This window comes from Acetobacteroides hydrogenigenes (assembly GCF_004340205.1).
Classification (GTDB): Bacteria; Bacteroidota; Bacteroidia; order Bacteroidales; family ZOR0009; genus Acetobacteroides; species Acetobacteroides hydrogenigenes.
In genome coordinates, this window is record NZ_SLWB01000001.1 from 144,703 (window position 1) to 169,761 (window position 25,059).

General features: G+C 45.7%; 17 protein-coding genes. 7 read left to right on the plus strand and 10 right to left on the minus strand.

Annotation, left to right across the window (positions count from 1 at the left end):
- Window positions 1–3 precede the first annotated feature (3 nt).
- Window positions 4–1,998 carry a site-specific recombinase gene (locus tag CLV25_RS00465; RefSeq protein WP_165876942.1) on the minus strand — a complete coding sequence of 665 codons (1,995 nt, stop codon included), beginning with the start codon at window positions 1,996–1,998 and terminating at the stop codon, window positions 4–6.
- 243 nt (window positions 1,999–2,241) lie between these two features.
- On the opposite strand from CLV25_RS00465, the gene CLV25_RS00470 reads away from it, so the two are divergent.
- Both CLV25_RS00470 and CLV25_RS00475 read left to right on the plus strand, forming a co-directional pair.
- Window positions 2,242–2,718, plus strand: a complete 477-nt coding sequence (locus CLV25_RS00470) for a hypothetical protein (protein WP_131837667.1) — start codon at window positions 2,242–2,244, stop codon at window positions 2,716–2,718.
- 813 nt (window positions 2,719–3,531) lie between these two features.
- A complete protein-coding gene (locus CLV25_RS00475) occupies window positions 3,532–5,892 on the plus strand; it encodes a GAF domain-containing protein (protein ID WP_131837668.1) in 2,361 nt (786 codons plus the stop codon).
- Between the two features lie 131 nt (window positions 5,893–6,023).
- Here the strand turns inward: CLV25_RS00475 and CLV25_RS00480 are convergent, their stop codons facing one another.
- Complete coding sequence (locus tag CLV25_RS00480) at window positions 6,024–8,495, minus strand: endonuclease MutS2 (RefSeq protein WP_131837669.1); 2,472 nt, start codon at window positions 8,493–8,495, stop codon at window positions 6,024–6,026.
- Between the two features lie 141 nt (window positions 8,496–8,636).
- On the opposite strand from CLV25_RS00480, the gene CLV25_RS00485 reads away from it, so the two are divergent.
- The 3 genes from CLV25_RS00485 (at window position 8,637) to CLV25_RS00495 (ending at window position 11,567) form a co-directional block, all read left to right on the plus strand.
- Window positions 8,637–8,951, plus strand: coding sequence for a YbjQ family protein (locus CLV25_RS00485; RefSeq protein WP_131837670.1), 315 nt, complete (start codon window positions 8,637–8,639; stop codon window positions 8,949–8,951).
- Between the two features lie 158 nt (window positions 8,952–9,109).
- Window positions 9,110–10,738: an ABC transporter substrate-binding protein gene (locus CLV25_RS00490; protein WP_165876943.1), complete on the plus strand. Its 1,629-nt coding sequence runs from the start codon at window positions 9,110–9,112 to the stop codon at window positions 10,736–10,738.
- Entirely contained in the window at window positions 10,719–11,567 is an 849-nt protein-coding gene (locus CLV25_RS00495) for a hypothetical protein (protein WP_131837672.1), read from the plus strand. Before CLV25_RS00490 ends, CLV25_RS00495 begins: the two co-directional genes overlap by 20 nt.
- On the opposite strand, the gene CLV25_RS00500 is transcribed toward CLV25_RS00495, so the two are convergent.
- Window positions 11,564–14,104 carry an NACHT domain-containing protein gene (locus CLV25_RS00500; RefSeq protein WP_131837673.1) on the minus strand — a complete coding sequence of 847 codons (2,541 nt, stop codon included), beginning with the start codon at window positions 14,102–14,104 and terminating at the stop codon, window positions 11,564–11,566. The genes CLV25_RS00495 and CLV25_RS00500 overlap by 4 nt on opposite strands.
- Before the next feature lie 696 nt (window positions 14,105–14,800).
- On the opposite strand from CLV25_RS00500, the gene aspA reads away from it, so the two are divergent.
- The gene (gene aspA, locus CLV25_RS00505; RefSeq protein WP_131837674.1) at window positions 14,801–16,261 is read left to right on the plus strand and encodes an aspartate ammonia-lyase; all 1,461 of its coding nucleotides are present in this window, start codon (window positions 14,801–14,803) and stop codon (window positions 16,259–16,261) included.
- Window positions 16,262–16,315: 54 nt separating this feature from the next.
- Here aspA and xseB read toward each other — a convergent pair whose 3' ends face one another.
- From xseB to CLV25_RS00540, 7 genes are all read right to left on the minus strand, one after another.
- Window positions 16,316–16,519, minus strand: a complete 204-nt coding sequence (gene xseB / locus CLV25_RS00510) for an exodeoxyribonuclease VII small subunit (RefSeq protein WP_131837675.1) — start codon at window positions 16,517–16,519, stop codon at window positions 16,316–16,318.
- Window positions 16,501–17,904, minus strand: coding sequence for an exodeoxyribonuclease VII large subunit (gene xseA / locus CLV25_RS00515; protein WP_131837676.1), 1,404 nt, complete (start codon window positions 17,902–17,904; stop codon window positions 16,501–16,503). The genes xseB and xseA overlap by 19 nt, the downstream gene beginning before the upstream one ends.
- Window positions 17,904–19,526 (minus strand): S8 family peptidase, encoded by a 1,623-nt coding sequence (locus tag CLV25_RS00520; protein WP_131837677.1) that lies wholly within the window; start codon window positions 19,524–19,526, stop codon window positions 17,904–17,906. The genes xseA and CLV25_RS00520 overlap by 1 nt, the downstream gene beginning before the upstream one ends.
- A 56-nt stretch (window positions 19,527–19,582) precedes the next feature.
- Complete coding sequence (locus tag CLV25_RS00525; RefSeq protein ID WP_165876944.1) at window positions 19,583–20,371, minus strand: toxin-antitoxin system YwqK family antitoxin; 789 nt, start codon at window positions 20,369–20,371, stop codon at window positions 19,583–19,585.
- Between the two features lie 112 nt (window positions 20,372–20,483).
- A complete protein-coding gene (gene dnaK, locus CLV25_RS00530; RefSeq protein WP_131837679.1) occupies window positions 20,484–22,406 on the minus strand; it encodes a molecular chaperone DnaK in 1,923 nt (640 codons plus the stop codon).
- A gap of 237 nt (window positions 22,407–22,643) precedes the next feature.
- The gene (locus tag CLV25_RS00535) at window positions 22,644–23,258 is read right to left on the minus strand and encodes a fumarylacetoacetate hydrolase family protein (RefSeq protein WP_131837680.1); all 615 of its coding nucleotides are present in this window, start codon (window positions 23,256–23,258) and stop codon (window positions 22,644–22,646) included.
- A 12-nt stretch (window positions 23,259–23,270) separates the two neighbouring features.
- The gene (locus tag CLV25_RS00540) at window positions 23,271–24,041 is read right to left on the minus strand and encodes a 3'-5' exonuclease (protein ID WP_131837681.1); all 771 of its coding nucleotides are present in this window, start codon (window positions 24,039–24,041) and stop codon (window positions 23,271–23,273) included.
- A gap of 226 nt (window positions 24,042–24,267) precedes the next feature.
- Here CLV25_RS00540 and CLV25_RS00545 point away from each other — a divergent pair, with 226 nt between their 5' ends.
- A complete protein-coding gene (locus CLV25_RS00545) occupies window positions 24,268–25,047 on the plus strand; it encodes an SAM hydrolase/SAM-dependent halogenase family protein (protein WP_131837682.1) in 780 nt (259 codons plus the stop codon).
- Window positions 25,048–25,059: the final 12 nt, after the last annotated feature.

Genomic DNA, 25,059 nt, shown 5'->3' on the forward strand with positions numbered 1-25,059 from the left:
ACCCTAGCGCCTCCGCCTAGGAATCCTCAACGGGAGTATGTACTGGTGTGGAGCCCTAACAAAGTCTAGAACCAATACCCTTACCAGCCTTAGGTAATCGGATGGGTTGGCTCCATGCGAGTATAGGGCTATTGCAATGGAAAGGCCAAAGCTCACAACAACGTTCATCAACCCAATACCAAAAACACCTACTGCCACTTCGACAACCATCGCCAACGATGGAAGCCCTGGGTAATCGGCCAGCGCAATACCAAAGTTAGCAGCCGAGAATGTGACGTGGCGAATATCCAAGGGAAGTCCTATGAAGTGTCCTAGGGTAGATGTTGATCCAAGGAATAGCCCTAGCGCAACATTTCCGGCTATGTTCCCCATATTATTAGAAAGGTATTGCGCCAGCCTGCTAAGACGTCGCTCGCCAAGCAGCCGCCTCAACCCCCTGTGCGATTTAACCCGCAGGCAAAAGCTGTTGTGAAGAATCAAGTTATCGTAGTATCCGGCAATAAGCCCCGAGAGCATCAGGTACACCCCTGCAATGGCGGCATAGAAAAGCGAGAGGCTCGTCCAAGGGCTGATATCGCTCATAAGGGCAACGCTCTTCCCCGCATCAACAACATGTCCGCCGCCAATATAGGTAAGGCTAGCTGCTAGCAGCCATGCAAAAGGTAGCGATGCCATTACGTTACCCAGCAGCGACACAAACTGGCTTCGGGCAATCTGGCGTATCAGCAGCAACGTATCGGGAGTAACAAGCTGGTCGGTGCTTCCGTTGGCTAGAGTTTTGGCTATGGTAGAGGCTGTCATGGCAGGCTGCTTGGTGGCAAGGGTAAAGTGCAGCATGTATATGGCAACAAACCCCATTGCATAGTTAAGGCTGTAGCCTACGGCTGTGCCTAAAGGCGACAGCGGCAGGTACGACACGCCAAGCTTAAGGCAGGCCAAAATTCCCACAACCAATCCCCCCCCAAGAGCACCCCTAAACATCTGAGCATACTCTTTCAGGTTGGCCACCTTGTAGTGTTCGCCCGTCTTCGAGGTGTTTACAGCTATCTTATAAAGAAGCAACCGAGTGTTGGTGTGCAGGTGCTTGCGGATGCTGTTCCTCTGCTTTTCAACCTTAACGAGGTGTACCATTAGGTTCGAAATCCCGTCGTCTACCCGCTTACGATCAGAAGACCAAATGGTGATAAAGAGCATGGCATAGCGCTCTACCTGCTGCTCGAACCGCTTAATCAGGTAGATGAAGTGCATGCTAACTCCGTAGCGATCCTTATTCTCGTAGATGTGATCGATGAGCTTTCGGCACCTATCCAGATGGCCAAGGATGGCCTCTTCGAAGCGGATTACCTCGTGGGTTGAGGCAGGGTTGCTGCGCGCCTTTACCAGCTTGTTGGTGGCCCGCGCCAGCTCCAGAAACGGGGAGTTAATATTCTCCAGTTCGGGCAGCTTCGAGTCGATTTCGGGCTCGTAGGCAATGGCGGTGATGCGCTGGGCCAGCACAATGAGCGAATCGGCAATGGCACCTTCGAGACCCGACAGCTCGAGCGGCACTCCGGATTTACGGAGCGCCTCTACAAAGCGGTGCCAGCTGGCGTACGAAAGCATGGAAAGCCAAAGGTAGTCGGTTCGACGATGGAATACCTCGTGCAGCAGCAGTCGGGCATCGTTGTCGGGGTAGTACTCGGGCAGGAACTTACGGTTTAGCTTGGCCACCAGGTCGGACCAGAAGCTACGGGTTGATACGATTCCGCTTTCGGTAAACAGCTTCTCGAAGCTGTGGCTCCTAAGCACGCCAAAAAGGTTATCGGCGACCCTCCCGGCAAGCTGAACATCGTGCTCGAGCAGCTCTACCAGCCACCCAAAGCGCTCTTGGGCGTAACCAGTATCGGAGGCAACGCTGGGCCGAACCAGCCCAACCAAATCCACCAGCACCTGCTTGGGGCTTCGACCCCCATCGTCCATCAGCAGCCTTAGCTCGCCTTCAAAAGCATCCTTATCCATACGCATCCATCGTTAAGCAACCCATGCATCTTGCTAAGATAGCTATTGAAACCGAGAAAAGAGCATCTGCCTTTGCCTTCGAAATGTTTGTTAACAAGAAACATCTTGCTAACTTTAGGACACTCTTGCGGCTCGTCCAGATGTAGCGATCTGCCAGCAACCCTGCTAGGGCTGTAGGAGCACCCAAAATAGATTAAAGCCATGCAGCTACATGGTCGTACGAATTTCAAAAACTTTACGCCTATGAAAAGTTCGATTACCGACAAGCTGGTGAAAGATCATCTAAAAGAAATTGAGGAGCACATAACCGCGCTCGAACAGCTGGTGAACCCCAATACGCCCGTCATCACCAACGAGGATCGACACCTGTACGGCAGAGGCGGCGGAAACGCCAACAAGCTGTTGGTTGCCGATGTGTCGCAGCTCGCCAAAACTCAGCCGCAGCTGAACTCCCCGCTGATTGACTGGTCCGAATTCGCCAGCGACAACCTAGCCGGAAGCACCATTGGGGGCTGGGTGTCGCGGATTAACGCCGTTGCCTACAAGCTCGAAAGCGCCAAGATGATGCACGAGTTCGACAACTACAACGACGCCATCGACCAGTACGCCCATCTTCAGTACCTAACCCGAAACAACGTACAGGGTGCCAGCGAGGCCTACAACCAGCTTAGGGGGCACTTCAGGAAGGGTAAGGCTAGCAAGGATAAGCCCGACAAGTAGCGTATGGCCATCCAACAGTAGGGTATCACTACACACAGCACAAGTATCACGAACCAGACGTACCGGCTGTCAGGGATAGCTGGTGTAAGCCTCCTGATTCAGGACTCGTAATACGCGATCCCATAACAGGGTTGCGGAATAGCGTACCACAGGTTCCTTCGGGAACCTTTTTTATGGGGTTGGCTTTGTTTAAGGTCCACCCAAACGGCATTAGCGCCACCCCTAGCGCCGATTCGGACCGGTGCGATGACCGATCGGGACCACCCCTAGGACCGGTACGGCGATGGCCTAACCGATCAACGAACCACCCCCAAGACCGGTACGGCGATGGCTTAACCGATCAACGAACCACCCCCAAGACCGGTACGGCGATGGCTTAACCGATCAACGGACCACCCCCAAGACCGATCGGAAGTAGGGCTAGGCCATCGGCCGATCTGGCATCACCCCTCTCCGAAGCGATGCTGAGCCATCCAAGAGCCAGGATAAGCTAGCCGTAGGGCATCGTCGGCTCAACCTATGGGGAAATTGCATCAGACAGCCTATCGCCGCCACATTAAGCGTTCGGAAAGATGGGATAAATGAAAAATAATCATAAACCGACACGCCAATGCAAAGATTTGCCCTTTAAGATACCGTCCAAATCACCATTACAAGTCTCTTGCCTTAAGAGTAAAAGAGCAAAACCCCATCCATACGCCCCTTGTCGGCCAAAAACCGTTTAATACTTTATAAGAATCCATCGCACAGCAAGCCCTTTTATGAGACATAAAAATAAATAGTTTCGACACCGCTACATTTTTAAATAAAACTATGTTGGAATCATTCAGGGGCTTCTTTTCGCTTAAGAAGCATCAAACTTTAAGGGGGAAAGTTTTCAAATTGGTGGGAATCTCGTTTAGTTCAATTCTACTTCTGACGGGGGTATTCTTCACCTACACGAACTGGAGCAACAGTACGTCGAACGCACAAAAGTACTACATCGAACAGGCTCAGGTAAACGCCACCGGAGCCAAGATGCGCACCTACCGAGCCATTGGTACCGTTCGAACGCTCAGCATTGCCATCGACAACCTAATCGAAGAGAGGAAGACGCTACAGGATAGCACCATTTCGCACCTTCTTAACGATGTCACCCAAAGGCTGACCAAGTACAACGACATCACGCTCTACCATGCGGCCTACATATCGCTGGATAGGCGATACCTACAGGCTGGCAACGGAGATGGCCGGGCCACCTTTATCTCGACAGAGGACAAGGTAGGGATGACCCGCATCGATAAGCCGAACTTCGACCAGAGCGAGCTCGACCAGTGCCTTCAGCGCTCGGAGACGGAACGAAAGACAGCCATCTCGCGCCCCTACATGAGCAGCTATCCCAACGGATCGCCCTCGGCTTTTGTGGCGTCGATATCGGCTCCAATTGAGTACAAGAATAAGGTAATCGGCAGCGTGGCCGTAGACATCCCGCTGCAACAGCTACAGCGCATCATCAAAAAAACGGAGGTTCCCGAAGGGGCATCGGCCTACCTGATATCCCACGATGGTCAGGTGGTTGCCCACACCAACGACGCAATGAACGCCAAGCCGCTCCCCAGCGATACCGATCCCAAGCTGATGGAGACCATCCAGTCCATCACCCACGACAAGAACAACCAAACTCCTCACTTCGTCGATTTAAATGGCAAATCGCACTTTGTGGTTCCGGTAAATGTCGATCAAACCTACACCACCTGGGCGTTTGGCCTATCCATTCCGAATAACGAGCTCTACAAGAAAGCACGCACCAACACCCTTATCGCCATTTTGGTGTCCTTGGTAGGCCTTGCAATTGGCCTCGCGTTGAGCCGCTTTATTGCAACACGAATCACCGAGCCTATTAACGAGATCAACCAAAGCATCAACAAGCTGGGCAAGGGCGAGGTTAAGAGCATAACCAAGCTGAACTCGGACGATCAAACCGAAATTGGTCAGATATACCGCTCCATGAACAACCTGATTGACTCGCTAGGAAGCGCAGTCCACTTTGCCTTCGAGATCGGCAAAGGGAACTTCAACGAGAACCTAGCCCGCCAAAGCGATAACGACGACATCAGCAATGCCCTTATAGAGATGAAGGAAAGCCTAATCCGCAGTAAGGAGCAGGAGCAGCAGCGCCAGCAGGAGGAGCAGATCAACAACTGGGCCAACGAAGGGGTAGCCAAATTCTCCGAAATCCTTCGCAGCAACCATACCGATATAAAGGAGCTGTCGCACCAGATCATCAGCAACCTGGTTCGCTACCTAGGCATTAACCAAGGAGGCCTATTCGTTCAGAACGACAGCGAAAAGCAATACCTGGACATGACAGCCTGCTTTGCCTACAGCCGTCGTAAGATGATGGAACAACGCTTTGAGGTTAACGAAGGCCTTGTTGGCCGCTGCTTCGTAGAAGCCGAGCCCATATACCTGCTGGAGGTTCCAGAAAGCTACATTACCATAACCTCTGGCCTAGGCGATACGCCTCCTAGGTGCCTTCTCCTTGTTCCGCTTAAGGTTGATGGAGAAGTAAACGGAGTAATCGAACTTGCATCGCTGGAGCCAATCGCCGAGTATAAGGTAAAGTTTGTGGAGAAGGTGGCCGAGAGCATTGCCTCTACGCTCAAAAACGTGCGCATCAACGAGCATACCGCTAAGCTACTCGAACAAACCAAAATTCAGGCCGAAGAGATGGCTGCAGCAGAAGAGGAAATGCGCCAGAACCTTGAGGAGCTACAATCAACGCAAGAGGAGATGGCCCGTGTTCAAGAAGAGCAAAAGCGTGCAATGGACAAGGTTACAACCGACAACCAAATGTTCGAAGCACTACTTCGAAGCACATCGGAGTATGTTTACTTTAAGGACAGCTCGGGCCGCTACGTAAAGGCCAGCGAATCTGCCCGAATGCTGCTTGGCGTAGATCGAATAGAGGAGGCCCTCGGCAAAACAGCCTTCGACCTATTCCCCGCTGACGTTGCCCAAGAAATAGACAAGGAAGACCAAGCCGTTATGAAAAGTCAAACACCGCTCCTAAAGCAGCAAGGAAAGCTAACCTATAAGGACGGAACAACCAAAACGGTAGAGAAGAATAAGTACCCAGTTAAGAATACAGGACAAGAGGTCGTTGGATTAATTTCAATATACAAAGAGGTGTAATATGGGAATGTAAGAGGGAATTAAAGCACCTTGAATTGCGAGAAAGGCGGGACTCTAAGAGTTCCGCCTTTCTCATTTATTTTTAGACACCAGAGGAAGGTGAAGGATAACGAATCTTTAAGCCCCCCTTGCTAAACATCCAGTTTCACGATGGTGATGCCGGCACCGCCCAGTTCCTCGCGCTCGTCGCTGAAGGACTTCACCAGGTCGACCGTTTTGAGGTAGTCGCGAATAAGCTGCTTTAGGATACCGTTACCCTTGCCGTGCAGGATGCGCAGGTCGGAGATGCTGAGCATGATGGCCTCATCTACCAGGTCGCGCACCATCTCCAGCGCCTCGTCGGCGCGCATGCCGCGCAGGTCGACGTTGCTCTTAAAGTTGTTGCGGCGGGTGCTCATCTCCACCACGGTCGACGAAACGGTACGGTCTTCGCGGATCTTCTGCTGGTACTCGGCGTTGGAGGCTCTATCCAGTTTCTCCACCTTTACCGATGTGTAGATGTTTCCAAAGGCGACGGTTGCGTTTTTACCGGAGATTTGGGTGATTTCGCCAACGGCATCCTGCCCTCTAAGACGAACCTTATCGCCAACTTCGAAGGGCTTTTGCGCCTTCGCCGTTGGAACCTTAATCTCTTTTTCGACCTTTTCAGACTTCCGCTCTTGGCGCTGGCGCAGCTGCTCCATCTTACGGGCGATGCGTGTATCCTCGTCTTCCGATTCCGACTCGATACGCTCCTTCTCCTTTTCGAACTGTTGACGGGCTAAGCGCGTCTTTTCGCGTTCGGCGTTGCTCTCCTTAATCTCACGAATGGTACGCTCGATGCTCTTGTTGGCCTCGGAGAGAATCGTCTTAGCCTCAACCTTTGCCTTTTCTACCACATCCTTACGCAGGTCCTTAATCTCCAAGAGATCCTTTTCGAACTTAGCCACCAGCTCGTCTAACCGCTTTTCGTTGCGCTTAATCTTATCGCGCTTGCCCTCCCAGTAGTTCTTGTCGCGGGCAATCTGCCGAAGCTGCTTCTCCATGCTCACGTACTCGTCGCCCACCTTTTCGGAGGCCGAGGCAAGCACGCTCTCGGGCAAGCCGATCTTTCGCGCAATCTCGAAGGCAAACGAGCTGCCGGGCTTGCCCATCTCCAGCTTAAACAGCGGCTGGATGTTGGTAACGTCGAACATCATTGCCCCGTTGACGATACCCTTGGCGTTCGACGCGAAGTACTTTAGGTTGGAGAAGTGGGTGGTGATCACCCCAAAGGTCTTCCGCTCTAGGAACTGGCCCAGCAGCGCCTCGGCGATTGCTCCACCAACGGTAGGCTCGGTTCCCGAACCAAACTCATCAATAAGGATGATAGACTTGGGGCTGATGCTGCGTAGGAACATCTTCATGTTGAGCAGGTGCGAGCTGTAGGTGCTCAGGTCGTTCTCCAGGCTCTGCTCATCGCCAATATCTATAAGAAGGCTTTCGAAGATTCCCATCTCCGATATCTCGGATAGCGGAACCAGGAAGCCCGATTGCACCATGTACTGCAGCAGCCCAACCGTGGTAAGGCATACCGATTTACCTCCGGCGTTAGGCCCCGATATCAGCAGCAGGTGGGTATCCTTGTTCAGCTCGATGTTGAGCGGAACCACCTGCTTGCCCTCCTTCTTCAGGGTAAGCATCAGGATTGGGTGCTTGGCGTTGCGCCAACTCAGGTGCGGATAGTCGACCAAAATCGGCTTTACCGCATCGATATCTAGCGCCACCTTGGCCTTTGCCTTAACGAAATCGACCGTAGCCATATAGTCGATGGCGCCCAACAGATCGGGCAGCATCGGGCGCAGGCCGTCGGCAAAGGTGGTTAGGATTACCACAATCTCGCGGCGCTCGTCATAGTAGAGCTCCTTTATCTCGTTGTTGAGCTCAACCACCTCTATGGGCTCAATGTAGAAGGTCTTTCCGGTGGCCGATTCGTCATGAACGAATCCCTTTATCTTACGCTTGTTGGCAGCGCTCACCGGAATCACGGGTCGCCCCTCGCGGATGGAAATCTGTACGTCCTCGTCTACCACACCGCTAGCTTGGGCGCTCTTAAGGATGGCAGCCATCCTGCGCGATATCTGCGACTCCTTAGCGCTGATCTCTCGGCGAATCTCCAGCAACCTTGGCGAAGCGTTATCCTTCACCTTGCCAAATCGGTCGATGATGCCATCGATACCTGCAACCACCGACGGGAATGCGCTTATCCCCTCCGACATGCGCACGAAGTAGGGGTACTTCTCCGCATCAACCCTTCGGAGGAAACTGAGGATGGAGTTTACCACGTCCAGCGCGCTACGGAGCAGCACCATTTCGTTGGGATCTAGAAAGGTGCCAATAACGGCCAGCTTCTTCAGGAGGTTGTCCACGTTAACGTAGCCCGTCTGAGGGAAGCCCTCCTCCATCATAAGGATTTGGCGGAGCTCTTCCACTAGGCATATCTCGCGGGTAATCCACTCGTAATTGGTGGATAGCTTAACGACATGCAACTTCTCCTTAGCCAGCTCGGTAGCGCAGTAGCGCTCGGTTAGCTGTCGGATTCGGTCGAATCCAACCTTTTCCTCAAAAGTATTTGGGTAAATCAAGATGTTTATATGTGTTTGGTGATGCAAATTTAATCACCCACTACGGTTTCGTCAAATCGGGAAGCTAGTTAGTTGCCAAGCGCATGCAAATTATCGAAAGGTTTTTCTAACTTTATCGCTATAAACCTAATGCTCCTAATTATGATTGTTAGTACAACTCCATCCATCGAGGGACGTCAGATAGTGGAATACCTCGGTATTGTAACTGGTGAAACCGTAATCGGTGCTAATATTTTCAGAGATTTTATGGCAGGCATTCGCGATATCGTTGGTGGTCGATCTTCGTCGTACGAAGAGGTGCTTAAGGAGGCAAAGGATACTGCGCTCCGCGAAGCTATCGACGACGCTATTCGCCTTGGAGCCAATGCGGTTGTCGGCATCGATATCGACTACGAAACCATAGGCCAAAGCATGCTAATGGTATCGGTAAGTGGCACTGCCGTAAGGCTTCTATAGCCCACTAAACGATGACGATAAAGGTTGCCCGAATAGGACAACCTTTGTTGTTTTAGAAGAGATGGAGCGGCCTTCAATGATTGCCATTTAACCAACGAATGGGCAGATGATGCGCAATCACCATCCTTTTTTTATATTTTTGAGCCAAATTGATGCTGGTGGTAAGAAGGATACTTATACTAATAATGGCAATGGCGGCATTCGGATGCTCGAACAAGAAGCACGAGCTCGCCGATGTGATTCGCTACAACGAATCGAAGGGGATTGCAACGCTCGACCCCGCGTTTGCGAGCAACCTGCCAACCATTTGGCCTACCGTTCAGCTCTTCAACGGGCTCGTTCAACTTAACGACAGCCTTAACGTTGAGCCATCCATAGCAAAGTCGTGGGACATCAGCCCCGACAAAACCCTGTACACCTTCCACCTGCGCAACGACGTAGCCTTTCACGACGACCCAGCGTTCCCAAAAGGAATCGGGCGTAAGGTAGTCGCCGCCGACTTTGCCTACTCGTTCAGCCGCATCCTCGACAACGATGTTGCTAGCCCCGGAAGATGGATATTCTCAGGGCTCGACACTACCTTCCACACTAAGGGCTTTTTTGCGGTAAACGACTCCACCTTTCAGGTTAAGATAAAAACCCCAGCCCCTTTCTTCCTTGGGATGCTCGCAATGCCCCTTACCTACGTTGTACCCAAAGAGGCGGTAGATCGTTACAAGGAGGACTTCCGCAAGCACCCCGTAGGAACTGGACCGTTTATGTTTAAGATGTGGCGCGAAGGTGAGATGCTCGTGCTGGTAAAAAATCCCAAGTACTTCGAATTCGATAGTAAAGGTCAGCGCCTACCATACCTCAAGGCGATAAACGTAACCTTCATCACCGATAAGTACTCCGAGTTTATGGAGTTCATCCGGGGCAACCTCGACTTTATCTCGGGGATTAACCAATCAACCAAAGATGAGATCATCACCAACTCCGGCAAACTTAACCCGAAGTATGGGGATAGAATAAAGATGCTCACTTCGCCATACCTCAACACCGAGTACCTAGGCATAACGCAGAACCTACCCAAGAACCACCCGTTGATGAACCCGCTGGTGCGAAAGGCCATAGCGATAGGATTCGACAGGCAAAAGATGCTCAAGTACCTGCGCAAGAACATGGCGCTGGCCGCCGAAAGCGGAATGATTCCTCAATCGATTCCTGACTATACGCCTAACGGCAAGCCGTATACGTACAATCCAACGCTTGCAGCGGAATTGCTCCGAAAGGCTGGTTACCCCAACGGTAAGGGAATAGCACCTATTAAGCTAACCTCTACCGAAGATTACGCCGACCTGTTGGAGTTTGTTCAGCACGACCTCTCGGCTATTGGAATTGCGATTGAAATCGATATCGTTCCTGGACCATCGTTCCGCCAACAAATGGCATCCGGCAAGCTGCAATTCTTTAGGGGATCATGGATTGCCGACTATCCCGATCCCGAGAACTACATGGCGCTCTTCTACTCGAACAACGAAAGCCCCAATGGGCCAAACTATACCCGGTTTAAAAGTCAAGAGTTTGATCAGCTCTATTTAGAATCCTTTTTTGAATCAAGTGGGAATAGGAGTAAAATCTTCGGCAAAATGAACCAGCTGCTTGCCGAGCAAACACCTGCAATCCCGCTATACTTCGACAAGGCCGTAAGGTTTGTCAAAAAGAAAATCGTTGGGTTAGAACCCAATCCAATGAACTATTTGTACTTAAAAAAAGCCTACAAGACTGATGATAGTAGTAGCCTATAGCGGCTTGAGCCAAACCGAATGGCGTTTATGTGTTAGCACAACCGAAATCATTCAGTTTACAACCGAAGAGCTTAATCCAATTTACGTGGATAGCTACACGGTGGTGCGAGCGCTTATGAACCGCTTCCCTAATGATGTCGATCCACGTAATGTTACTAAAGTATTCTTTTACGGTACCGGTTGTACCGCCCAACAGCACCAGCAGAGAATCGTCTTTTGCTTAGAGAGCTTTTTCGAAGAGGCAGAAGTAAACGTGGATACCGACCTATTAGGTGCCGCAAAAGGTGTGTTTGATAGAAAGTCAGGCTTAATCGCCATCTTAGGCGCCAGTACAAGTACCTGTGCTTACGATGGATTGTCTGTTATAGAAACATCGACTCCTCTTAACTTCCATATCGGCAACGAGGGTGGAGGCATAAGCATCGGATCTGAAATAGCACAAAGCTACTACTACAAATATATGCCTGACGACCTTTTAGGGTTGTTCCAAAAAGAAACAGGGATGACTCAAGAGGAGCTTTACAGCCGACTAAATAGCTTCGAAACCCCTCATACATTCCTTACAAACCTAGTTACATTTGGAAGTGCCCATAAAGAGCATTCCTTTATTAAGCACCTAGTTCAGAAATCGTTCCGAAAATTCTTAGAGTTGCACCTATTGCCGCTCTCTATTAAAACAGGGATGAAAAACATCGGGATAGTGGGACCTATAGGCTTCCTTTTCGAGGAAATCGTGCAAAACGAGCTCGATTTGCACCATCTACAAACCGATAAAATGCTGTATTCGCCTATCGAAGTGCTAACGCGATACCGTTGTTCCTATCTCTAAACAACGTTGTAGAGTTCGCGATTTTTATCGTTGACCATTGTCATGGAGTAGTCTCTAAACCTTTGAGCTTGTGTTTGCATTTTAAAGTTATCGAGAGTATCTGCCAATCGCTTTAGCTTCGATATTTCGAATAGCTTAAAATTAGCGTTGCTACAAATTTCAAGTGCGGTATGATAGTAGCTCATAAACGTCTGCTTATCATCTTGCTGAAGGTGGCTGTACGCAAGCAGGACATACCCAGACACCCTATTAATATAGCTCTGAGATATAGAAAGCGTATTTATGTGCTGCTCAAGACTGTACAATTGCATTGGAGTAAGCTTAAACCCAAAGTTCTCCATGCTCTTAATGTCCATTTGGTAAAGACTGTAAAGCATGGTTAACTTATCATCCTTCACCATTTCTTCCTTTATAGGATGATTCTCGATTAGCTCAACGATAGCCTTGGCCCCAGCCGTATTCTTGAAAAGGATTAGGTGAGGGATCAACTCTAAGTAAAAGTGGAAAATAGAAAGTTGATTTGAACTAGCATTACGGTTAATCAATACATCTGCCCTAGCAACCTTTTTGCCAATATCACCAAGAAGTGCTGCATCATTGGTTATATGAGCAAAATAAACATTCCAAATTGTCCATATTAATATGCTATAGAAACAGCAAGATTCATCTATATCTAAATCTTTAAGTTCCTCTGAAAACGCAAGAAATCCATCACGATCGAGCAATTGAGCCCTAGAAATAGCCAATCCTGCCAAACAGTAAATCTTCTCATTTTTTGTAGTCGCCGAATACAGTATTAACTCCAAAAGTTTGTAGAATGAAGTGTTTAGGTAGTCAAAATCAAAGTACGAACTAATTAAAAATTCCTTTGCAGAAGAATGCTTGCAGTAATCCTGAACTAACAGTTGAAGAATTGGCTTATCATTCCTAAACTGGAAAATGATAAACTTCAAAATATCTTTATCCTTACTAATTGTATCGGGGAGAAGGTAGAAATTCTTTATAGCCTCAAAGTTATTTTCTGAATATGCTATCGAATAAAGATTGTTGATTAAACGTATACGCAAATCCGAATTGGTATAATCCTTATCAACCTTTATGAATAGGTCTTGAGAAATTCCACCATTAGCTTCAACAATGTAACGAGTGATGAGCAAATCCCTTAGATTCGAATGCGAAAAATCTACTTGAACAACAAGGTTCTTAAACTTATTTGCCACAGTTTCTTCCGATAGAATGCTAAATGCCAAAAGGTGCTCGTATGCCGAAAAGTAGTTTCCTCCTTTTCGAAGATGGATAGGATACATCTCTTTTAGATCGCTCTTCTTTACAGGTTGTAGATTCTGTCCATAGCACTGCTTCTTTAGCATGAAGTTGATGATATCCAGGTTTTCATCCGCAAATTTTGCATGAGCAATTTCCCTAGAGATAAACTCATCAATAACATCATTGTAGTTCTGCAGTTTTAGCGTACTGCTATTATAGATTGAAATGAACAACTTTAGCATGTAAGGATGCGATATAGTTTCTCTAAGCATAAAATTCAGCTGTTCAACCAACAACGCTCTTCCTTTCGATTTTTTATTGATAAAATTATTGAAAGCATCTTGCAACTCTTTATGGTTCAACAAGGGCATGTTGGTAGTATCGCTATCAAATGCAGCAGACCGCAACCCCATCCAATGTGCAGATGCCCCCTTGTTGTTAATAACCTCCTGAACCAAACTCCTACCCCAAACACTCGACCGTGTAGTAACCAAAACCTTAACACTTTTACTCCCAGAGTATTTACTTACAAACTCAACAACTTTCGAAAAAAAAGTTGCTGATTTAGTCATCGTGCTATCTATTTCATCAAGTGCATCAACTATAAAAATAAAGTACCTATCTCTAAATAATTCGGGACTCCCAAAAACATTCTCGTTGACTTTAAACAAGTTCCTTGAGATCCATGTATCAATTGGCATAGAATGGCTATAGGAGTCATCAACTTGGCTACCAGTTAAGAAATAGATAATACTATGTTTAAAAGTCTTACGATTCAAGTTCCTCATAACCCAAGAGGCTATACCCAAAGACTTTCCATAACCACCAGGAGCAATTATACTGGTAGCCATATAATCAGAACTAACAAGTGCCGACATTTGATCATCAATACACTGCCTATAAATTACATCTTTTAAAACAACTCCTGATTTTTTTAAAATAAATGCCGATGTACCCACCGAAATCGCTTGTGCGTTTTCTTTCGCAGTATCCCAAACTGTTGACAGATCTCCAATTTCTTTTCCTCCCTCAATGCTATTAAGAAAATCAGCCCACGACTTCTTACCTATAAACTGCGAAAGGAGATCTAAAGTACTAGTAGAAGGCTTTTGTGGACTTGGAAGTAGACCCCAAATTCTACGCAATGTAGAATCGCTAATTCGTGCACCACAACGGTCGTATATCAACTCGGAAAGCGATTGGCAACTTTTTACATTAACCACTTTCCCTCCAAATTTTTGTTCAACCCGTCTTTTTAGTTCATCTACCATCTTCAAATACCTTCTTTTTTATGCAGAAATAAGCCATACTAAATAAGAGAAAAAATTTGACAACGATGACATTTGTTTCGCTAAATCTTTGAATCTACTTTTACAACATCAAAAAACAGCGCTCCTTGATCGATTAAAAAAATTTCGGATAGGAGATAAAGTATTAGCAAAAAGATAGTGGTACGGGCAGTGAACTAAAATAAAAATAAACATAAAGGAGCGCTTGTTTTTTGAGATTAAAAAGTAAATCTAGATAAAATATATACTAACTATTAGATCATAAGGAAAGCGTCTTGCCCTTTGGCTATAGTAATGCTAATAGAAACAGCTAAGCATAGCAAAATTGATTCAAATACAGGGCAGTGTTAAAACCTAACGACCAAAGGGCGAGACGTTTTTCAAAGCAATAATTTCAAAGTATCACTTCATCCCCCCATTATCTTCCCTAATCTCGTACCAGAAATAGCATTTTATTAAGTTACCTCTTCTTGGAATTACAACATCTTATTGCAACTTCAATTCAATTTTCACTAAAATAAAATCCATCTAAATTACACTCCTTAAGTATTTAAAAAACCAACACTTACAGTTTGAAACAAAATAACCCAAATTCTCTTACACTTTTCTTTTATATCAAGAGGAAAGATTTCGTATATTCACCGAAATTTTAATTCGTAAACAACTGGAGGGTAAACCATGGAAAGCCTATTTGCTAAACTAAGTTCCCAAAATGTAAATATTCCTTTTTCAGGAAAGACGAGAACAGAACACGACCTATTGGGAGACAAGGAAGTACCAGTAGAAGCATTTTTTGGAGTGCAGACTTTAAGAGCATTGGAAAACTTCAATATTAGCGGCGTTACGCTAAAGTTTTTCCCTATGCTTATAGAATCATTTGCAATGGTAAAGGAGGCTACTGCCGAAGCCAACTGCGAACTAGGGCTTCTTGAACCAAATGTTAAAGATGCCATTGTAGAAGCCTGTAAGGTTGTAAAATCAGGCTCGCTAAATGAGCACTTTATCGTGGATATGGTGCAAGGAGGAGCAGGCACATCTACAAACATGAACGCCAATGAGGTTATTGCCAATATGGCTCTAGTTTCTATGGGCAAGAAGAAGGGTGAATATTCATTTGTTCATCCCAACAATCACGTTAATCTATCTCAATCTACAAACGACGCCTATCCTACTGCCGTTAAGCTTGCTGTAATTTTTAGCAATCAACAGTTGATAGACGTTTTAAAATCGCTTATTGAAGTCTTTAGAACTAAAGGCGTTGAGTTCAAAGACATTATTAAAATGGGAAGAACTCAACTTCAAGATGCTGTACCTATGACTCTTGGACAAGCATTTGAAGCATATGCCGTTACTCTTTCTGAAGAGATTGAGCGTTTGGAACAAAACGTAAAGCTTTTTCACGAAATAAACATGGGAGCAACTGCAATCGGAACCGGAATTAACTCCGACCCTGACTACGCCCCTCTTGTTACAAAAATTCTTGCACGCATTACAGATCTTCCGCTAGTCCAAGCAGCCAACCTTGTTGAAGCAACACAAGATACTGGTGCATTTGTAATGTACTCTTCTGCACTAAAACGCCTTGCCGTTAAGCTATCAAAAATATGTAACGATCTTAGACTACTATCGTCAGGCCCTCGCACAGGAATTGGAGAAATTAACCTTCCTCCAAAACAGCCAGGATCGTCAATTATGCCAGGAAAGGTTAATCCAGTAATCCCAGAAGTTGTTAATCAAATCGCTTTTAAGGTAATTGGGAACGACCTAACAGTTACAATGGCTGCAGAAGCAGGACAACTTGAGCTCAACGTAATGGAGCCTATCATTGTATACAGCATCCACGAGTCTATAGAGCTACTTAGAAATGGTATGAGAACTCTAAAAGATGAGTGCGTAATTGGAATTACAGCGAATGAAGAGCACTGTCGCAACCTAGTTCTTAACTCAATTGGCTTGGTAACAGCGCTTAACCCTTACATTGGCTACGAAAATTCAACAATTGTAGCAAAAGAAGCGCTTGAGACAGGAAAGAGCGTTTACAATCTTGTACTCGAAAAAGGATTGCTTTCTCAGGATGAGTTAGATAACATTCTCAAACCTGAGAATATGATTCAGCCAAGAAAGTTTACAAAGAAATAAGGTAAAGTAAAAAGGAAGGAGGTCAATTGGCCTCCTTCTTTTTTAGATGTTCATCTACTGCTCCTTCATGCCTTTCAGAATTCCGTCAACCTCACCCTCCGTCTTTCGAAGTTTTTCTTTGCAGAACTTAATAAGTTCTGAAGCACGCTTAACGTCTTCTGCAATTTGATCTATATTGACATTTTGCTCCTCAATGCGAGTCAAGATCTCTTTAAGTTCATAGAGGGCAGCACTATAAGTTAGTTCCTTTTTTGCCATAAATATTCTGTTTTACTATCAACTTCTACAACCTCACTCTTAATTCTACCTGTACTTAAAACTGTTTCTATAACCTGACCCACCAAGCCTTCTGTTTGCCTCACTACAAAACCATTACAAAGCGTAAGAGAATACCCTCTTTTTAGAATTTCATTAGGATTTGAAGCATTGATCCTAATTTCGAGATTCTCTAAAGCATTCTTTAATTTGGTCAAACCAATTTTCGAACCGAGATTCAACTCACGATCAACTTGCTCCAAACGATCCTTATTACGCTTTAGGCTAAACGACACCAACGATTGTAGCGAAAGCGCCATCTCATCCGAGATTCTTTTATGTCTATTCAGGACAGTACTAGCCTGATTAGATATTGCAAAGGCAAGATCCCCAAGTAAAACCTCTTGCTGATTCAGCATACTTCGGACTCTATTTAAGAGATCATATTCTACTTCAAGCGCTAAAAGTTTTTGATCTTGAATCAGCCGTTGGGCCATAAGTCCAATACCTCTTACACAATCATCTAGGTCCCCATCAAACTCTCCCAACTTATCAACCAAGAAGTTTGCTACTGCAGTCGGTGTTTTAAAGGATTGATGAGCAACAATATCAACCACACTCTCATCTTTATCATGACCAATTCCCGAAAGAATCGGCAACGGGAACTGGGCAACATTTGCAGCAACTTCATATGAGTCAAAACAAGCCAGATCGGTTTGCGAGCCCCCTCCTCTAATAATCACAACAACATCAAAACGGGTTAACTGACTGTATATTTTGTCCAACGCTGCGACGATAGATGCTTCAGCCTCATCCCCCTGCATTACTGCTGCAAACAGTTCTAAGTTAAAGGTATATCCAAACGGATTATCAGATATATGATTCCTAAAGTCTTGATAACCGGCAGCACCTCGAGATGATATCACCGCTATACGTTGTGGAACCATCGGGAAGCTAAGTTCCCTATTCAGATCAATAATTCCATCATCCATTAACCGCTGAATAACGAGATTCCGCTGCAGTTTCATCTCGCCGATTGTATACGATGGATCGATATCCACAATGTTTAAGCTGAGCCCATACACCTCGTGAAAACGAACATCAACCTTAATAAGAACCTTAAGGCCTTCTTCGAGAGCAACCCTTGTTGATGTCTCGAAGTATGTTTTTAAAAGACGAAACTTGTTAGCCCAAATATTAGCACTTACCTTGGCCCTTATTTTTACGCCATCAGAATCCTCCTTCTCTACCAATTCTAGATAGCAATGCCCTGCATAGTTAAGCTTCATTTCTCCTATTTCAGCAACCACCCATACAGGTAATGGGAAGGAATCTATAAGGCTATCCCTTATTTTTTTCTGTAAATCAAATAATGATAGATACTCCATCAGCCTTGCTTAACGATTTTCTTTTCCACGCTACCATCTCCAAAGATAAGCTTTATAATTATTACCCCTGAAGGTAAACTCTCCAAATCATCAATTCGAGTAAAACCTTCAGCAAAACTAACATGCCCTGCTTTTACAAGTTTTCCTTGCATATTATACATATAGTAATTTACAACTCCGTTATACACCCATTCCGTCTTAATCGTTATTGATCTTGTAAAAGGATTAGGAGACACTGAGACATGTCGATTAGTCGGATTATGCTCCAACTTTAACATTTGATATGCCTTTTCGAAATTGGGGATACCATACCCCATCAAATTATCAGGATTCGAATAGTTTGAAGACGATTTGCATATTACATTTTTAAGTTCAACTGCTGATAAGAATGGAAAGGCCTGCCACAAGCATGCCGAAAAACCCGCTATTTGAGGAACCGCATAGGAAGTCCCACTACCTTGTACTACATTACCAGCTGCATCTATCATTAATGCAGCAACGCCCATTCCTACCACATCGGGTTTTACTGTTTTGGGAAGTCCTATTGAACTAAATTCACCCAATAGCCCATCACGATCAACAGCCCCCACAGCCATTACATCAGGAGAATCGGCAGGAAATGTAATATACCGCCAAACCTTATCGCCCTCGTTCCCTGCAGATACCACAACAAATATACCCTTCTTAAAAGCAGTAGAAGCTGCTATAGAAATAGGGACTACTTGCTTTGATAAATTGCATACGGCATGATCCATTAACGGATTATCGAAATAATTATACCCTAGCGATGAAGCAATTATATCACAACCAAGACTATCTGCTCGTTCTGCTGCTACACACCAGAAATATTCCTCTATAAGCTGTTCATATTTTTCTGATTCTGTCACATACAACGCATAATTGGCATCGACTGCCGATCCACAATAGTTTCCAGGCAGCATAGCCGCCAAAAGCGAGAGCACCTTTATTCCATGATTCCCGTTATCCTCTAACTTCGGCTTCTGAGTGGTAAAGTCGTACACATCAACCACCTGACCGTTCCTTAGATTAGAAAATGCAGCATCATTCTCATAGTTCGAGAAACCGGCGTCAAGAACTGCAATAGTCACCCCTCTCCCCTTAAAACCATTATCATGCAAAAAGCCACCTTTAAGCAGATTAACCTGATCAAAGACACCTCCATAAACAGCATTAGTAGAAGAATTTTGGTTTTCTACACAAGACAACTCTTTGTCGAATTGGCAATCTTTGGGTGAACTAAAATCAGAATAAACAAGCCTAACATCCTTTACAAAATCCAATAATAAGAGAGAGTTTGCCTGATTGTCAGACGTCTCTACCAAAGCTCCGTTAAACCACTTTGAAGAAAGTATTACACGACCTCCCAAAGAACGAACTATACCAAGATAGGCCCTTGAAACGGGAAGATCAGATGAATCGACTATAATTCTTTGGCTAATACGCCTCCTGATAGACTTATCCGTTAGATAGGCTGAAGGATTATTCAAGGAAACCCCCTTTGAGGTTTTATACTTAAACGTCACAAAATAAGTAGAAGCTGAAGAACTAAGCCCAGCAAGCAAAAGAATTAGCTGACATGTAAGAATAATAAAAAATCTCATAACTTAATATTTTCACCTAAGTTATGAGATTTCTTAAATATTCACAAAAAAAAACACTATCTTAAAAAATCGCTCTCTGTAGGTTCCTGAAGTTGTCCTTTCATCTTACGAAAAGAATTGAGCATTTCAGTTTCCTTTTTAACCATATCATCGGTTATTGTAGGATAGCCATTTTTATAAAAAACTTTTGAAAAAACAGTTCCGCCCTGATTAAAGGTTATCCATTCCCCTTCCTTATCTCCATTAACGTATAAGCCCACAATTCGCTTTGCATTATTATCGTAGTATGCCCTGTAAGGACCAACAGGCTTTCCAACCTGATTGTATGTCAACTCCTCCATCAGCGTACCATTCGAGTAGTACTGAAGTGCAACTCCAACTCGACATCCATTAGCATACTGATACTTAAACATTACGGCACCATTCTTGTAATAACCATTCGACTTACCTTCTTTCAGATTATTCTTATAATTATCAACGTACATTATTTCTCCATCTGAATAGAAGGTTATCCACTCTCCAACCTTTTTACTATTCTCATATTTACCCTTTGCCAACAAAATGCCATCGGCATTAAACAGCTGCGCATCGACAATATTTGAATTTGGCACATAATTCAGTATCGACTTAATTTTCCCGTTTTTTGAGTAGCGCTTTACCACGCCTACAGGCTTATCGTTTTCGAAAAACGCAATGTACTGAATGGTACTATCCTCGTAGGTCTTTTTCCACCATCCAATCTTTTGTCCCTTTGCATTTTTCTGGTTAAATACGGTATCCTGCTGGGCAGAAACCGACATCGCACAGCACAAAAAACACCCAACTAGAAAAAATATAAACTTCATTCTCCTTATTTTAAGATTTACCATTCACATTGAACTTACGACACCAAAATTAGCTGCTATATAATAAAAAAGCCCCAATATGGGGCCTTTTTACTATAATTATACGAGATGTTTATTTCACCTCTTCGAAGTCTACATCTGTAACAGACTCATCCTTTTGACCACCTGCATTAGCCCCTTGTCCGGCACCAGCACCTGCACCTGCCCCGGCATCTTGAGGACCAGCCTGTGCGCCTGCATTGTACATTTGCTGTGATGCTGCATTCCAAAGTTCATTTAGAACCTTAGTGGCCTCATCTATAGCAGATAAATCCTGGCTAGCATGAGCAGCCTTCAACTTACCAACAGCCTCTTCGATAGATTTCTTCTTATCGGCAGGGAGCTTGTCGCCAAACTCCTTAAGCTGCTTTTCGGTTTGGAAGATAAGCGAATCGGCATGGTTAAGCTTATCGATTTTTTCTTTTGCTTCGCGGTCGGCGTTTTCGTTTGCTTTTGCCTCGTCGCGCATGCGCTTGATTTCGTCATCAGAAAGACCAGATGAAGCGGTAATGCTAATCTTTTGCTCCTTACCTGTTGCCTTATCCTTCGCTGTAACATGTAGAATACCGTTTGCATCGATATCGAAAGTTACCTCGATTTGAGGCACGCCACGTGGTGCTGGTGGAATTCCATCAAGCGAGAAGCGTCCGATAGTTTTGTTATCTCTTGCCATAGGACGCTCACCCTGTAGTACGTGGATTTCAACCGAAGGTTGGTTATCCGCAGCAGTGGTAAAGGTCTCCGACTTACGAGTTGGAATAGTTGTATTGGCGTCGATCAGCTTCGTCATTACGCTACCCATTGTTTCGATACCTAACGAAAGTGGGGTAACGTCGAGAAGAAGAACGTCGGTAACATCGCCAGAAAGCACACCACCTTGAATTGCAGCACCAACAGCCACAACCTCGTCAGGGTTTACATTCTTAGATGGAGTCTTTCCGAAGAATTTCTCAACCTCTGCTTGTACGGCAGGAATACGGGTCGAACCACCAACCAAAATAACATCGTCAATATCAGAGGTGCTTAAGCCAGCATCCCTAAGCGCAATCTTACAAGGCTCAATTACGTTGCGAATTAGCTCATCGCAAATTTGCTCGAACTTAGCACGAGTAAGCGTCTTAACAAGGTGTTTTGGCACACCGTCAACTGGCATAAGGTATGGCAGGTTGATTTCGGTAGAAGTTGTGCTCGAAAGCTCGATCTTAGCCTTTTCAGCAGCCTCCTTTAGGCGTTGTAGCGCCATTGGGTCTTTTCGAGGATCGATGTTAGCATTTTCTGCCTTAAACTCTTCGGCCAACCAGTTAATGATGCGGTTATCGAAGTCGTCTCCACCTAGGTGTGTATCACCATTAGTTGATTTTACCTCGAATACGCCATCGCCAAGCTCTAGGATTGAGATATCGAAGGTACCACCACCAAGGTCGAATACGGCAACCTTCATATCGGCGCCCTTCTTATCCAAACCGTAGGCAAGTGCAGCTGCTGTTGGTTCGTTGATGATACGAAGAACTTTAAGACCTGCAATTTCGCCAGCTTCCTTGGTAGCCTGACGTTGTGAGTCGTTAAAGTATGCAGGAACAGTGATAACCGCTTCGGTAACTTCTTGTCCAAGGTAATCTTCAGCAGTTTTTCTCATCTTTTGAAGAACCATTGCTGAAATTTCCTGTGGAGAATATAGGCGATCGGTAATTTTTACACGAGGGGTGTTATTGTCGCCACGAATCACGTTAAATGGCACACGCGTTGTCTCTTCTTGAACCTCATTGTAGGTTTCGCCCATGAAGCGTTTAATCGAGTATACGGTTTTTTCTGGATTGGTAATTGCCTGACGTTTTGCTGGATCACCAACCTTAATTTCGCCGTTCTCGGTAAATGCAACTACCGAAGGTGTTGTTCTTTTTCCTTCATTGTTAGGAATTACAACTGGCTCGTTACCCTCCATTACGGAAACGCAAGAGTTGGTTGTTCCCAAGTCAATACCAATGATTTTACCCATAGTATGTATTTTAATTCAGTTTTACTTTTGTCGGTTTGACAGGAATGTTTCAATACTTATGCCAAAGGAAGAACTCCGCCAAATTGTCATATTTTACACCAATCAGGCTCATTGAACTTGTTGAAACGCTAAAATGCTGTCAGAAAAAACTGACAAAAGAGTTCTGCAACTCCATTACTATAAACAAAAATGGTTGAGAGTAACCTCAACCATTTGCTGTATTATTTAATACCAGACTTACTTCACCTCAAAGTCGAACATTAGCGTATCGGCAATGTAGCCTTGCAGACGATCGCCGATGGCAACGGAGCCAACACCGGCAGGCGTTCCCGTATAAATAAGGTCGCCAATCTTAAGGGTGACATACTGCGACACGTACGAGATAATACGGTTGACGCTAAAGAGCATATCACCAGAATTTCCCTGCTGCACCACTTCGCCATTCTTTACCAAGCGAAACGGGATACGATCCACCGATTCGAAATCGCTAATCGGCAAGAATTTGCTGCTAATGGGTGCAGAGAAATCGAATGCCTTGGCAACTTCCCAAGGAAGCCCCTTCTCCTTACATCGCTGCTGCACGTCGCGCGCGGTAAAGTCGATGCCAAGGCCAACCTCGCTGTAGTAGCGATTGGCAAACTTTTCGCCAATGCAACGCCCTACCTTGTTGATCTTAATGATTAGCTCCACCTCGTGATGGATATCCTTCGAGAAGGAAGGATAAAAGAAGGGAGCATTGTTGCGCAGCAACGCGGTATCGGGCTTCATAAAGAAGACCGGCTCCTCGGGAACCGGATTATTCAACTCTTTTGCGTGATCGACGTAGTTGCGCCCTATACAGATTATCTTCATCTCGAAACAGAACTATTTCTTCACCATCATGCCCAGCTTAATGCGGGTAAGTACGTTTTTCGTGTAAAGCGGGAAATCACCGTTCATCATCCATGCGTAGTAGCCTGGTTCGGTTTCCAATACCTCAACTACAGGACGTCCCCTGTGCTTGCCAAAGTTGAACACCTCCACATCCTTATCGTTAAGTACGATTCGTCCGGCGAAATCGACGTTACGCGTTTTTGCCGAGAAATCGGAAAGGAAGTCGATATCGTTCTTCAGCTCAGGATATCGGTCGAGCTGCGCCTTGAGCACCTCGTAGGTGGCAACGGTATCGGCCTCGGCGCTATGGGCGTTATTCAGATCCTTATCGCAGTAAAACTTGTAGGCGGCAACCAGCGTGCGCTGCTCCATCTTATGGAAGATGGTTTGCACGTCAATAAACTTGCGCTTCTTTAGATCGAAGTCGATTCCGGCACGAATGAACTCCTCGGCCAAAAGCGGAAGATCGAACTTGTTGGAGTTGTAGCCCGCAAAATCGCACCCCTCGATTAGCTGCACCAGCGACTTGGCAATCTCCTTAAACGTTGGGCAATCCTTAACATCCTCGTTGGTGATGCCGTGGATGGCGGTAGCCTGTGCGGGAATAGGAATGGTTGGGTTGACCCTGCGCGTTTTAACCTCGGTTCGCCCATCGGGGAATACCTTAAGGATGCAGATCTCAACGATTCGATCGTTTACCATGTCGATTCCCGTAGTTTCGAGGTCGAAGAATACGAGCGGATTCTTTACATTTAACTCCATTACTAGATAATTAATTGGGTAAAAGAACGGTTTAAAACCTCAGCGAAGGTAGCAATTTTAGAATAAAAGGCTCCGGGATGACGGCGTTTTAGCAGAATCGGCATCCAAATTTCAGCAAAATGCACGCCCACCAACTTTTGTTAGGAATATCTTACTAATTTTGATAATCGGTAAATGGATCTACCATAAGACCACAAGATAAAACTCCAACAGCGCACTAAAGTAGATGGCAATTGCAACGCTCACAACCGACTGGACACGGCACGACTTCTACGTGGCCGCCCTTAAAGGTGAGATTCTGAGAAGGAATCCGGTAGCAGCCATCGTAGACATAAGCCACCAGATTCCGGCATTTCAGCTGCAAGGTGCAGCCTATGTTCTAAGGGGTGCCTTCCGTCATTTTCCCGAAAAGAGCGTACATATTATAGGTGTAGATAGCGAGCCTACACCCAAAAAGCCTATTGTTGCGGTTAGCTACCTCGGCCAGTACTTTGTTGCGGTGGATAACGGGGTGATGGGGCTCATCTGCGACACCCAGCCCGATGCGGTGGTGACCATCGACTACGAGGATCTCGGAAACGGCTTCAACGCACTAATTCCCTTTGCCAAGGCAGCGGCAGCGCTCACCTTGGGCGAGCCCATCGAGAGCATCGGAACGCCAAAGCCTTCGGTAAACCATATGCCGATGCTGCTGCCGGTGCTCGATGCCAGCTTCATCATCGGCAACGTCATCTACATTGATACGTTTGGCAACATCATCACCAATATTACCCGCAATGAATTTGACCGGGTAGCAAAAGGTCGCCGATACGAGATTCTGATACAGAGCAACCGCTACAAGGTAAAAACCATATCCAGCAGCTACAGCGCCGTGGAGGATGGCGAGTTTGTGGCCATCTTCAACTCGGCAGGGCATCTGGAGGTGGCCCAGAACAAGGGTCGCATTGCCTCTATCCTAAACCTCGATATGAGCTCGTCGGTGCGCATCAACTTTTTTAACCAGTAGACAAAACCATCA

Excerpts from the sequence above, each read along its gene's own strand:
- xseA (WP_131837676.1), bottom strand. The coding sequence starts at position 17,904 with ATGGAGTATCTATCATTATTTGATTTACAGAAAAAAATAAGGGATAGC.
- CLV25_RS00540 (WP_131837681.1), bottom strand. The coding sequence starts at position 24,041 with ATGGAGTTAAATGTAAAGAATCCGCTCGTATTCTTCGACCTCGAAACT.
- CLV25_RS00500 (WP_131837673.1), bottom strand. The coding sequence starts at position 14,104 with ATGGTAGATGAACTAAAAAGACGGGTTGAACAAAAATTTGGAGGGAAA.
- CLV25_RS00520 (WP_131837677.1), bottom strand. The coding sequence starts at position 19,526 with ATGAGATTTTTTATTATTCTTACATGTCAGCTAATTCTTTTGCTTGCT.
- CLV25_RS00535 (WP_131837680.1), bottom strand. The coding sequence starts at position 23,258 with ATGAAGATAATCTGTATAGGGCGCAACTACGTCGATCACGCAAAAGAG.
- CLV25_RS00470 (WP_131837667.1), top strand. The coding sequence starts at position 2,242 with ATGAAAAGTTCGATTACCGACAAGCTGGTGAAAGATCATCTAAAAGAA.
- CLV25_RS00525 (WP_165876944.1), bottom strand. The coding sequence starts at position 20,371 with ATGAAGTTTATATTTTTTCTAGTTGGGTGTTTTTTGTGCTGTGCGATG.
- CLV25_RS00545 (WP_131837682.1), top strand. The coding sequence starts at position 24,268 with ATGGCAATTGCAACGCTCACAACCGACTGGACACGGCACGACTTCTAC.
- aspA (WP_131837674.1), top strand. The coding sequence starts at position 14,801 with ATGGAAAGCCTATTTGCTAAACTAAGTTCCCAAAATGTAAATATTCCT.
- CLV25_RS00485 (WP_131837670.1), top strand. The coding sequence starts at position 8,637 with ATGATTGTTAGTACAACTCCATCCATCGAGGGACGTCAGATAGTGGAA.
- dnaK (WP_131837679.1), bottom strand. The coding sequence starts at position 22,406 with ATGGGTAAAATCATTGGTATTGACTTGGGAACAACCAACTCTTGCGTT.
- xseB (WP_131837675.1), bottom strand. The coding sequence starts at position 16,519 with ATGGCAAAAAAGGAACTAACTTATAGTGCTGCCCTCTATGAACTTAAA.
- CLV25_RS00495 (WP_131837672.1), top strand. The coding sequence starts at position 10,719 with ATGATAGTAGTAGCCTATAGCGGCTTGAGCCAAACCGAATGGCGTTTA.
- CLV25_RS00475 (WP_131837668.1), top strand. The coding sequence starts at position 3,532 with ATGTTGGAATCATTCAGGGGCTTCTTTTCGCTTAAGAAGCATCAAACT.
- CLV25_RS00465 (WP_165876942.1), bottom strand. The coding sequence starts at position 1,998 with ATGGATAAGGATGCTTTTGAAGGCGAGCTAAGGCTGCTGATGGACGAT.